Annotated in this window: 12 protein-coding genes; 4 read left to right on the forward strand and 8 right to left on the reverse strand. The window is 30.1% G+C overall.

Annotated elements, in window-relative coordinates; all coding sequences use genetic code 11:
- Positions 1–6: 6 nt before the first annotated feature.
- The 4 genes from LXN10_RS10285 to fdhF are packed head-to-tail and all read left to right on the forward strand — an operon-like array spanning position 7 to position 3,935.
- The gene (locus LXN10_RS10285) at positions 7–354 is read left to right on the forward strand and encodes a formate hydrogenlyase maturation HycH family protein (RefSeq protein WP_013134548.1); all 348 of its coding nucleotides are present in this window, start codon (positions 7–9) and stop codon (positions 352–354) included.
- Positions 351–803 carry a hydrogenase maturation protease gene (locus LXN10_RS10290; protein ID WP_375722938.1) on the forward strand — a complete coding sequence of 151 codons (453 nt, stop codon included), beginning with the start codon at positions 351–353 and terminating at the stop codon, positions 801–803. Before LXN10_RS10285 ends, LXN10_RS10290 begins: the two co-directional genes overlap by 4 nt.
- 14 nt (positions 804–817) lie before the next feature.
- Positions 818–1,672, forward strand: a complete 855-nt coding sequence (locus tag LXN10_RS10295) for a formate/nitrite transporter family protein (protein WP_375722939.1) — start codon at positions 818–820, stop codon at positions 1,670–1,672.
- Positions 1,673–1,685: 13 nt separating this feature from the next.
- Complete coding sequence (gene fdhF / locus LXN10_RS10300) at positions 1,686–3,935, forward strand: formate dehydrogenase subunit alpha (RefSeq protein WP_375722940.1); 2,250 nt, start codon at positions 1,686–1,688, stop codon at positions 3,933–3,935.
- A 113-nt stretch (positions 3,936–4,048) separates the two neighbouring features.
- Here the strand turns inward: fdhF and LXN10_RS10305 are convergent, their stop codons facing one another.
- The 8 genes from LXN10_RS10305 to LXN10_RS10340 form a co-directional block, all read right to left on the reverse strand.
- Complete coding sequence (locus LXN10_RS10305; RefSeq protein WP_164969735.1) at positions 4,049–4,222, reverse strand: hypothetical protein; 174 nt, start codon at positions 4,220–4,222, stop codon at positions 4,049–4,051.
- A gap of 336 nt (positions 4,223–4,558) precedes the next feature.
- Complete coding sequence (gene lepA, locus LXN10_RS10310) at positions 4,559–6,346, reverse strand: translation elongation factor 4 (RefSeq protein WP_375722941.1); 1,788 nt, start codon at positions 6,344–6,346, stop codon at positions 4,559–4,561.
- A gap of 113 nt (positions 6,347–6,459) precedes the next feature.
- Positions 6,460–7,488: an OmpA family protein gene (locus tag LXN10_RS10315; protein WP_375722942.1), complete on the reverse strand. Its 1,029-nt coding sequence runs from the start codon at positions 7,486–7,488 to the stop codon at positions 6,460–6,462.
- A 29-nt stretch (positions 7,489–7,517) separates the two neighbouring features.
- Positions 7,518–8,453 (reverse strand): ribose-phosphate pyrophosphokinase, encoded by a 936-nt coding sequence (locus LXN10_RS10320; protein WP_375722943.1) that lies wholly within the window; start codon positions 8,451–8,453, stop codon positions 7,518–7,520.
- 73 nt (positions 8,454–8,526) lie between these two features.
- On the reverse strand, positions 8,527–9,567 hold the full coding sequence (gene mnmA, locus LXN10_RS10325) for a tRNA 2-thiouridine(34) synthase MnmA (RefSeq protein ID WP_375722944.1): 1,041 nt from the start codon (positions 9,565–9,567) through the stop codon (positions 8,527–8,529).
- Between the two features lie 8 nt (positions 9,568–9,575).
- Positions 9,576–10,706 (reverse strand): tRNA 2-thiouridine(34) synthase MnmA, encoded by a 1,131-nt coding sequence (gene mnmA, locus LXN10_RS10330; protein WP_375722945.1) that lies wholly within the window; start codon positions 10,704–10,706, stop codon positions 9,576–9,578.
- 119 nt (positions 10,707–10,825) lie between these two features.
- Positions 10,826–11,305, reverse strand: coding sequence for a 2-amino-4-hydroxy-6-hydroxymethyldihydropteridine diphosphokinase (folK, locus tag LXN10_RS10335; RefSeq protein WP_375722946.1), 480 nt, complete (start codon positions 11,303–11,305; stop codon positions 10,826–10,828).
- A gap of 91 nt (positions 11,306–11,396) precedes the next feature.
- Positions 11,397–12,419: a M24 family metallopeptidase gene (locus LXN10_RS10340; RefSeq protein WP_375722947.1), complete on the reverse strand. Its 1,023-nt coding sequence runs from the start codon at positions 12,417–12,419 to the stop codon at positions 11,397–11,399.
- Positions 12,420–12,473: the final 54 nt, after the last annotated feature.

Below are 12,473 nucleotides of genomic sequence, written 5' to 3' on the forward strand. Positions count from 1 at the left end.
TTTAAGATGATTGAAATATGTAAATTAACAAAAAGAAGAGTGGAACCCACATCAAATGAGTTACCTCAAAAATATGAACAAGTGAAAATTTTTTCTATGTCTGTTGGCCATGGTGTTGGCACAATTGATTTTATGGAATGTATAGAAGAGATAAAAGAAGAAGATTATAAAAAACTTATAGAACAATGTGAGGATTATGCACAGTTTAAATTAGGAAATTTAACTAAATATTTTGAAGTTGAAATTTTCCCAGAACATGCACAGAAATTAATTCCCCAAATGCCAGATTGTTCTTTAAAAGATATTTTTTCTTCTTTAGAAGAAGGTTTTATTGTTATAAGGAAAAGTATATGAAAAAAGCAATTCTTACAATAGGAAATACCTTAAGAGGTGATGATGGGATTACTTCATATTTAGGAAAGCTAATTGAAGGTGAAGAATCTTTAGATTGGAAAATATTTTATGGTGAAGATGTACCAGAGAGTCAATTTCATAAAATTAGAGAATATGAACCCGATTTAGTTGTTGTTGCTGATGCAATGACAGGAATGAAAATAGGACAAGTGGAAGTTATTGATATTAGCAATGAAAGAGATTATATGTATTCAACACATAATCTTCCAGCACCAATATTAATGAGTTATTTAAAAGGATTTTGTAAAAGCGTTCTTTTTTTAGGTCTTACAGTAGATTTAGAAAATGTATTAGAGATTAATGAGAATATTTCAAAAGAAGCTGAAATTACAGCTAGAAATGCTTTGAAAAAAGTTTTTGAAATTGATTCAATTTTTGATAATGATTAAAAAAGGAATAAATTATGTTATCACCAGCAGATACAGCACAGTCGTTATTTAGTGGAATGAGTCATAAAGCAAAAATGCCAATAGTAAGTGTTATATTTTTATCTATTATGGCAGGTGGCTCAATAGCAATGGGTGACATTTTTTGGGCCCATTCAACAGTTGGCGTTGCCAAAGCATCTTCTCCTGGAATTGCAAACTTTATTGGAGGAGTTGCCTTTTCAGTAGGACTTATGATGGTTGTTTTTTTTGGAGGACATTTATTTACAAGTTCTTTGATGACAGGAGTTTCAACAATAGATCATAAATTGACATTTTCAAAAATGATTGCTTATTGGGTTATTGTTTGGATTTTTAATTTTATTGGAGCTGCTGTAGTTGCTTATATGTATTATAGGTCACAACTGCCACTTAAATATGATGGAGAGATATTACATCACTTCCTTGTATTAGGTGTGGGAAAAAATAGTTTGTCATTTGAAGCAGCATTTATTAGAGGGATATTCTGTAATGTTTTTGTATGTATGGCAGTTTGGGCTGCAACTGGCGCTTCTGATGCTGCTGGAAAAGTTTTATCAATACTGTTTATAATTGCAGCATTTGTGGGTTCAGGTTATGAACACGTCGTGGCAAATATGTTTATTTTTACAGAAGCATTATTGGCAAAAGCACATTATTTACATGAAGTAGGAGGAAGAATTCAAGCCTTGTCAGAACATATGAATATTTCTGTAGAGAAATTGGAAGCATTGAGTTTTACAAAAATCTTCCCTAATAATTTATTACCAGTTACTTTGGGAAATATTGTTGGTGGATTGTTTTTTGTTGGTGTAATAGGATTTATGTCTCATAAGACAGATATGAAAAAATAAAAAGGTGAATATTATGAAAGAAACAAATGTTATTTGTCCCTATTGTGGGACAGGTTGCGGAATTAAATTAACTTCGCATGATAATAAAATTGTAAAAATTGAAGGTGTTAAATCAAATCCAGTAAATGAAGGACATTTATGTCTTAAAGGATTATATGGATGGGATTATGTTGAGTCAAAAGATAGATTAACAAAACCTTTAATTAGAAAAAAAGATGGTGTTTTTTCTAAAGAAGGAACTTTTGAAGAATCTTCATGGGATGAAGCATTATCATTAGTTGTTTCAAAAATGAAAGAGGCTAAAGAAACATATGGACCAGATTCTATTGTTGGAAATTTTTCAGCTAGATGTACTTTAGAAGAAAATTATTTAGCACAAAAATTTATGAGAGCAATCATTGGTACAAATAATGTTGACCATTGTGCTAGAGTATGTCATGCACCAACAGTAGCCGGTCTGGCTAAAACTATAGGTAATGGTACAGCGACAAATAGTTTTACTGAATTTGAAGAACATACAAATTGTATTATGATGATAGGTTCAAATCCAGAAAATGCACATCCAATCGCAGCTATGTATATACAAAGAGCAATTAATAGGGGAGCAAAACTAATAGTAATAGATCCTATTAGAACAGAATTTGCTCAAAAAGCAGATGTATTTATTCAGTTACCACCTGAGTATAATATTCCAATTATAAATGCATTGATTAACCATATAATTGCAAAAGATTTGTATGATAAAGAGTTTGTGGAAAAATATACTCATGGTTTTGAATATTTAAAAGAAGCAGTAAAAGAATACACTCCACAAAAAGTTTCTGAAATGACAGGAGTTGATGCTAAGTTATTAATTAAAGCAGCAGAATTATATGCAACTGTAAGTCCAGCTGCAATTACACATGGTATGGGTGTTACTCACTTTAATCACGGTGTTGGTAATGTTTGTGATATTTCAAATATTATGTTAATAACTGGAAATATCGGGAAACTTGGAGCAGGGGATTTACCTCTTAGAGGTCAACAAAATGTTCAAGGTGCTTGTGATATGGGTGTATTACCAAATATATTTCCAAACTTAAAACTTGTTTCAAGTGCAGAAAATAAAGCATTTTTTGAGAAATTATGGGATTGTAAACAACCTTTAAGTACAGAAATTGGTATTCATAAAACAGAAGTTCCTGATGCCATTATGGATGGTAGAGTAAAAGTATTTTATACAATAGGTGAAAATCCTGTTATGTCAGAACCAAATACAAACCACTTCTTAAAAGGTATATCAAAACTTGATTTTTATGTGGTTCAAGATATCTTTATGACAGAAACTGCACTTAAAGCAGATGTTGTTTTCCCAGCAGTTAGTGTTGGTGAAAAACAAGGGTGTTATTTAAATGCTGAAAGAAGAGTTCAATTAAACGATAAAACATTAGACCCAAAAGGTGAGGCTAAACAAGATTGGGAAATCATTTGTGAATTAGCAAAAAGATTTGGTGCTACTGATTTTGATTATGAAAAACCAGAAGATATCTGGAATGAAGTACGAAGAGCAGATCCAGCAAGATTTGGTGGTATTAGTTATGCAAGATTACAAGGGAAAGAAGGTATTGCATGGCCTTGTCCAAGTGAAGATCATCCTGGAACACCAAGTTTATATATGGATAAAAAATTCTTTACTAAAGATACAAAAGCAAACTTGGTACCTGTAATATTTATTGATAATAAAGATAATATGGTGGATGCAGAAGATGAATTAAGAAAAAAACTTAATCTTCCAGAAAACTATCCATGTATGGTAGGTTCTGTTGATGAAAAAGTAGATGAAGTATATCCTATATCATTGTTAACAACAAGAAAAGTGTATCAATATACAGTTGGAACTATGACTAGACGATCAAAAACTCTTGAATATGGTGGTGATTCACATGGACCATCAGCAGAGATACATCCAAATTTAGCAAAAAGATATAATCTTAAAAATCATGACTTTATAAAAGTTGAGAGTAGATATGGTTATATTGCACTTTTAGTAGAAATAACTGAAGTAGTTCCAGATAATATTATGCAAATGGCATTTCATTATTGGGAAGGATTATGTAATGAGCTAACAAGTGGTGGTTGGGACTATACAACAAAAACTCCAACTTATAAAGCAGCTGTAAGAATGGAAAAAATCACTCAAGAAGAATACAGTACTATTATGAGTCTTAAAAAAATGAAATTTAAAACTTCAAAAATAATTTATGACGATTATCATCATGAATAAGTAAAAAAGAGGACTCCCTCTTTTTTACTATTACTTAATTAATGATTCTTTTGTTTAGATTGATATTTATTACAAATAATTTAGTATGAAAGTTTTCACAAGCCAATTAAAATTTAATTAGTTTTATCTATACAAAATACTTTATCTACTCTTTCCCCTGTTCTATAATTTAGAACATTTTCTATTTTATATTTTTTGTTTAATTTTGTACAATCTTCGATTGTAGTTTCATTAGATGTACACGAAATAAAAAGTACAGAATAAAATAATAATATTAATAATTTCATTAGATTTCCTATATAATAGGATTATTATAGCATATAATTTATTAAATAATAAAATATAACAACAATGAAACTGATAATGTATATTAATTGCATATTCAGTTTTAAAATTCTAGCTTTGCATTGAAGTAGCAAAACTTAACATATGTAAAAGAAAATAGTTGAGGACAAGAATTACACTATTGTAGGATAGGTAGTGCAGATTTTTATAATTTCGTTGAGATTTAATATTTAGTATAGATTCAAGGCGGAGCTTTAATTTTAAAGCGGAGTTTACTAAAGGTTAAAGGTAAATGAGCATTAAAAATTGAAGTTTCAACGCAGAAGATGTGCTGAAGATTAAATCTTCAACACGGCCATAAAGGCTTCTTGTGGAACATTCACTTTCCCTATGGCTTTCATTCTTTTCTTACCTGCTTTTTGTTTCTCTAGTAATTTTCTTTTTCTCGTAATATCTCCACCATAACATTTAGCTGTTACATTTTTACCTGTAGATTTTACAGTCTCTCTTGCAATGATATTAGAGCCAATAGAGGCTTGTATTGCTACTTCGAATAGTTGTCTTGGGATTAACTCTTTTAAGGCTTTGATAAACTCTCTACCTTTACTAAGGGCTTTATTTTCTGGAACTATGATTGATAAGGCATCAACTATTTCACCTGCAACTTTTATATCAAGTTTTTGTAAAACACCTGGTCTAAAACCTATTGGTTCATAATCAAAAGATGCATAACCTTTTGTTGTTGATTTTAATTTATCATAAAAATCCATTACGATTTCATTCATAGGTAAATCATAATCAAGTAAAACTCTAGCACCTATATAGTCCATCTTGTTTTGGATACCTCTTTTGTCATTTAGAAGTTTTATTACATTTCCTAAAAACTCATCTGGTACTAAGATTGTAGCTTTTACATATGGTTCAAATATCGTTTTTACTTGACTTGGTTCTGGAAGTTCAGAAGGATTTCTAATAACTATCATTTCCCCATTTGTTTTTTCAATTTCATAAATAACTGTTGGGGCTGTTGCTATTAAATCAAGATTAAACTCTCTTTCCAATCTTTCTTTGATAACTTCCATATGAAGCATACCAAGAAAACCTGCTCTAAATCCACTTCCTAATGCAGCAGAACTCTCTGGTTCAAAAGAGATAGATGAGTCATTTAACTGAAGTTTTGTAAGAGCTTCTCTTAGGTCTTCAAATTTATCAGTTTCGATTGGGTAAATACCAGCAAATACGAAAGGTTTTGCTGGTTCAAATCCATCAATGATTTCAGCTGTTGGATTTTTAGCATCAGTCATAGTATCACCAACGGCAATACCATCTAATGTTTTAAGTCCAAGAACTACGATACCGATTTCACCTGTTTTGATTTCATTTGTGTTTTGTCTTTTTAGTGGATGAGGATACATAAGATTTAAAACAGAATGTTCAACTTTTGTATTCATCATTCTAAGCATTTGACCTTTTTTGATACTTCCATCATAAACTCTTACAAGGGCTAAAGCACCAAGGTAGTTATCAAACCATGAGTCATAAATAAGTGCTTTTGTAGGAGCCTCTTCATCACCTTTTGGACAAGGAACTCTATCAACTATAGAATCAATTAATTCTCTTACTCCAAGACCTGTTTTTGCACTAATTAAGTTATGATATGTACAATCAAGTCCAATAGCTTCTTCAACTTCTTCTAAAACTCTATCTGGGTCAGCACTTGGAAGGTCGATTTTATTTACAACAGGAAGTAGTTCTAAGTCATTGTCCATAGCAATATATACATTGGCAATAGTTTGAGCTTCAACTCCTTGAGTTGAATCTACAATTAAAAGTGCACCTTCTGATGATGCTAAAGAACGACTTACTTCATAAGAAAAGTCCACATGTCCTGGAGTGTCTATTAGATTTAAAACATAGTGTTGACCATCTTTTACATAATCTAATCGTACACTTTGAGCTTTGATTGTAATTCCACGCTCTTTTTCTATATCCATTGTATCCATCATTTGAGCAGACATATCTCTATCTGCTACTGAACCACACTCTTGTATAATTCTATCAGCTAGAGTTGACTTCCCATGGTCAATATGAGCGATAATTGAAAAGTTTCTTATATTTGCTTGCAAAATAAATCCTATGTTTATATTAATATTCGCGATTATATCTAAAAAATTGTAATGATAATGTTAAGAGAGAAAAAAGTAGTGATTTTAGGCTAAAAGCCTAAAATCATGTGTGATTATTTTGAGATTGTAGCTTCAATTCTTCTATTTTGAGCTCTTCCCTCTTTAGTTTTGTTTGTTGCTTTTGGTCTAGTTTCACCATACCCAACAGTTTTTAATCTAGCAGGATCAACATCATATTTTTTCAATGCTTCAAAAGCTGAATCTGCTCTTCTTTTTGATAACCATAAATTATATTTTTCAGTACCAGTGTAGTCAGTATGACCTTCAATAGTAGCTTTTAATTCTGGATGTTTATTTAAAAATTCTGCAAACTCTTTAACTCTGTGTTTAGCAGTTTCATCTATGATTGAAGAGTTGATTGGAAAATGAACTTCTAAATCAAGCATAACTATACAACCAGTTTTATCAACATTAGCTCCTCTCATAGTATCAGGACATTGGTCTAATGAGTCAATAACACCATCGTTATCTGAATCTAAAACTTTAGGCTCTTCTACTTTTTTAGGCTCTTCCATTACAGGTTTAGGCTCTTCTTTTACTACAGGAGCAGGAGCTGCTTTTTTACCAAAAGGAATTGCTAAACCAACTGTATAAATTACATTGTTATTTCCATTATCAAATGATACTAAATGTCTCACATCAGTTTTGATAGCCATGTCATTATCTAGTTTATATTTATACCCAAAACCATAATTTGCAAATGGTCCAGTTTCATTACTAAATTGTTCATTACCATAAATTTCAACACCAAGACCCGCTAATGCATATAGTGAAGATTTTTCATTTAATTTGTACTCTTTAACAACATTTGTAAAAAATCTTGTTACTGCTGTATCTTGATTGCTATTTTTATAATCAACATCACCAAGAGTTCTTAAGATTCCTAATTCAATTTGATCAAACATTGAGTCATCTAGATTAAATCCTAAAGAGACACCCGCATTTGCATAATTTCTATCTAGGTCTAAGTTACCTTCTGTAATTGCACCTGAGATCATAGGAGTAACTTCATATTTATATTCACTATTTGCTGCGAATAAGACTGACGAACATATTAAACTTGTCAATAATAATTTTTTCATTTATTCTCCTTATTTTACTATTATAGTATTTATTTCACGAATATACTATTAACTGATTCATTATTGTGAATTCTTCTGATTGTTTCACCAATTATATTTGAAGCAGTCAATACTGTAATTTTATCATGTTCTTGTTTTAAAGGAATCGTATCAGAAACTACCAATTCATCTAAAGCTTCACCATTTTCAAGTCTTTCATAAGCGGGACCACTTAATACACCATGTGTACAACATGCCATAACAGAATTTGCGCCTTTATTTTTTAATACTTCTGCCGCTTTTACAAGTGTTCCAGCAGTATCAACCATGTCATCTACTAAAATTATATCTTTACCACTTACATCACCTATGATATTCATAACTTCAGATTCATTAGCTTTTTCTCTTCTTTTATCAACAATTACTAAATCATAATTTAGTTTTTCTGCATAAGATCTAGCTCTTGCTACCCCACCAATATCTGGACTAGCAATAATAGGGTTAGCTAATTTTTTTGATTTAATATAATCAATAAACATAATTGAACCAAAAAGGTTATCAGCAGGGATATTAAAAAATCCTTGAATTTGTGCTGCATGTAAGTCTATCGTAATTACTCTAGAAATACCAGCTGCTTCTAATAAATCTGCAACTAGTTTTGCTGTAATTGGAACTCTTGGAGCTGCTTTTCTATCTTGTCTTGCATATCCATAGTATGGAATAACAGCAGAAATAGATTTTGCACTTGATCTTTTTAATGCATCCACCATAATTAATAGTTCCATTAAATTATCATTTGTTGGAGCACAGGTTGGTTGGATAATAAATACATCCATTCCTCTAACACTTTCTGTAATTTTTACAGAAATTTCTCCATCACTAAATTTTGTTAGTTTTGCTGGACTTATTTCGATATTTAAGTATTTTGCAACTTTCTTGGCAAATTCAGGGTTAGCTGATCCCGTGAATAGTCTGTATCCTCTCATGATTTTCCTTAGATTTATGTTTATAATTTTTTTGGATTATAGCTAAAACTTCATAAAAATTACTTAGTGCGGATTAATTTGTTTCCTTAATCCATGCACTACCAATAACTTTTTGCTCATCATAAAATACTGCTAATTGACCAGTAGCTACTCCAAAAACAGGTTCTTTTAATGAAATATTTACTTTGTCATTTTCGATTTTTATTTCACAAGGTGTTGATAGAGTTCTATATCTTAATTTTACAGTACAAGAAAACTCTTTATCATCAACAAACATGTTTAAATTATCTGCTATTACATTATTTATTTCTAGGGCTTCTTTTTTACCTACAACAATAGTATTATCTTTTGGATTTAATTTAGTTACAAAGTGAGGTTCATGAGCACCATTAACTGAAAAACCTCTTCTTTTACCAATTGTATAGTGAGCATAACCTTTATGTTCGCCTACAACATTACCTTTTTCATCTAAAACATTTCCTGGTACATCTATATTTGCATGTCTTTTTACAACATCAGTATAAACAGTTTCAACAAAACAGATTTCTTGGGATTCGTTTTTTTCTGTAATTCTTTTGTATGCAGAGTCTAGTTCAGCACCAAATTTTACGATGTCTTCTTTTTTATAAGTACTTAGTGGAAACATCATATATGGAAGTGCTTCTTTACTTACTTGAGATAAAAAATAACTTTGGTCTTTTGTTTTATCATCAGCTTCATAAAAAAATTTACCATCTGTTTTTGCATAATGTCCAGTAGCAAGATAGCTTGCTCCATGTTCTTTTGCAAAATCTAACATTGCACCAAATTTGATTTGTTTATTACATTTAACACATGGATTAGGTGTAGTTCCCTCTAAGTAAGACTCAACAAAGTAATCATAAACTTCAGCTGTAAATTTATCAGCCAAATCTAAAATGTGATATTTTATACCTAAAAAATCAGCTACATCTTTGATATATTCTAAGTTTTTTTCATGATAACCATCTGTTCTATTATGAAGTTTTAAATAACATCCTTCAACTTCATAACCCTCTTTTTGTAGCATGTATGCTGTAACTGATGAGTCAATTCCTCCACTCATACCTACCATTACTTTTTTAATTTCACTCATATCTTGTCCTATGCATAGTAATTACTTATAAATCCTCCACCAAGACAATAATCACCCTCATATAAAACAAGACTTTGTCCTAAAGTCACAGCTCTTTGTGGCTTGTCAAATTGTACGAGAACTCTATTCTCATTCGCTTCTGTCACGGTGCAAGCTTGCTTTTGTTGACGATAACGAATTTGTGCCATTAATTTATCACCAATTTTAGGTGCTTCATCTAGTACCCAATGCATATGACTAGCTTCTACACTTTGGTTCATAAGTAAGGGATGGTTGGTATCTTGTACAACTGTTAATGTATTGTCTTCCATATTTTTTTTGGCTGCATACCATGGATTGTGGATATGATTAGCTGATTCATTCTCTTTTATACCACCAAGACCAATACCTTTTCTTTGACCTAATGTGTAACAAATAAGACCTTTATGTCTTCCTAATACTTTTCCATTTTCATCTACAATATCACCAGGAATTGCTTTTAAATGTTGTGTAATAAATTCATCAAATCTCTGGTTACCTATAAAACATATACCCGTACTATCTTTTTTATCACTAACTGAAAGATTGTGAACTCTAGCTATTTCTCTAACTTCTTTTTTAGTTAAATCTCCAAGAGGAAACATAGCATGAGATAGTTGTTCACTTGATAGTGCATGTAAAAAATAAGTTTGATCTTTACTATTATCTTTTGGAGTGTCAAGTACATAGTGGTCTTTATATTTAGCAATCTTGGCATAGTGTCCAGTTGCAATCATATCTGCACCCATTTTTTTTGCTTCATTTAAAAATACATTAAATTTAATCTCACGATTACAAAGTATATCTGGATTTGGAGTAAGACCTTTTTTTAAACCTTCTAAAAATACATCAAACACTTTAGTTCTGTATTCTTCAACAAAATCTTTACCTTTTACTTCAATACCAATTAGTTCACCCACTTTTTTAGCATCTTCAAATTCAATACGATTAGGGCATTGACTACCTTCGATTCCATACTCCCAATTACGCATAAATAAGCCTACTACTTCATAGCCTTGTTGTTTTAGCAGTAAAGCAGTAACTGAAGAGTCAACACCACCAGACATACCTACAACTACTTTTTTTTTACCTGCAGGCAGGATTCCATTTTTTTCCATCATTATTTTTCCTTAAAAAAGTTCCTTTCTTAAGGGAACCATATATTTAATAACTTCTTTTAGCAGTGGAAGTAAATTCCACTTAAAGAAGCAAATTCTAAAGGGAACAACGAGTTGTTCTTTTATTTAAAATGTTTTAAAGGAATAATCACTGATTCTCTATTTGCCCAGTCTTTATGAGGAATAATAAGTTTTTCTGTATTTATTTTTTTATTATCAAAAAATATTATATCAATATCTAAGGTTCTAGGCGCATCTTGAAAAGACCGCTTTCTTCCAAATTTTTTTTCATATCTTTGCATAACTTTTAGTAAATCATTAGCACAAAGATTTGATTTAAGTCGAATTATACCATTTAAAAAATAATTTTGCTCCAAATAACCAAAAGGAGGATTTAAAAGTAGGGGAGAAGTTTCTAATAAATCAAATCTAGAATCTTTTAATAAACACAAAAATAATTTATCAAATAATTGTTTTGTATTTCCTATATTTCCCCCAATACCTATGGTTATTAAGTATCTTTTATTGGAGTCTTTTTTTATAAATCTAGGATAATTTGCAGTAAAAAAAAGTGTTAAATCTTTATTTATAGTTTTTTTCATAATTTCCTTAAATAATCTTTAGTAAAATACTCAAGAAATAGCCTATTTTATGTGTAAAATAAGCTAGAACTATCTTGCGTAATTTACTAAGTTATAATATTACAGCTTTTCCATTTTTCATTACAATTGTATCTTCGATTCTTACTCCAAATTCATTTGGAAGGTAAATACCAGGTTCAATTGTAAAAACCATATTATCTTCAATAATAACATCAGATTTTGAATTGATATATGGATGTTCATGAATATCAAGTCCTACTCCATGTCCAGTGCTATGAATAAAATATTTTCCAAAACCAGCTTTTTCAATGACACTTCTTGTTAAGTTGTCTATATCTTTTGCCTTCATTCCAACTTTTGCATTTTCTATTGCATTCAGTTGAGCTTCATAAACTAAGTCATAGATTTTTTGTTGTTTTTTTGATTTGAATTTTTGTTTTCTTGAAAAATTTAATTCGCCACCAAAAGATGCTGTACAAGTTCTATCTGAACAATATCTTTTATATTTAACTCCAGCATCAACCAAAAGTAAATCATTTTTTTGTAGTTTTTTACTTGTAGGAAGAGCATGGGGTTTTGCTGCATTTTCATTTATAGCAATGATTGGGTCAAAACTTAAGTCATATTTTCCCATATTTTTATATGCTTCAACTGCTTTAAAATGAAGTAAAGTTTCTTTTTTATTTAAACCATTTTTATTGATATACTTTGCAAGTCTTTCAAATCCATTTCTACCAATTTTGGCAGCTTTTTTTAAAATAGCTATTTCATCATCTGTTTTAATAACTCTTTTTAAATGTGAAAAATTTATTTGGTTTGTAAAGTTTACTTTTAAATTTTCTGTTAATTTGTTAAATTTATTATATGTAAAGTCATTACCATCAAAGATTATTTCTTTGATTTTTTCTTTTGTTAATAATTCTTGTGCACTTTTTATTAAGTCACTACTTTCTATTACTTCTGTATTTTTAACTTTCTCTTTTGCTTCTATTGTATATCTAGCATCTGTGATAAAAAAAGATTCATTTCCTAATTTTATAAAAATCACATTATCGCAAGAGTAGTTGCATTCATAATAAATCGCATTTTCATTTGTTAGTATATAATTGCTCACTTATTTAGCCTTAACTATAATTTGATTATAATCATAGCTAAATTTTACACAAGG

The organism is Arcobacter iocasae, from assembly GCF_042214795.1.
GTDB lineage: Bacteria > Campylobacterota > Campylobacteria > Campylobacterales > Arcobacteraceae > Arcobacter > Arcobacter iocasae.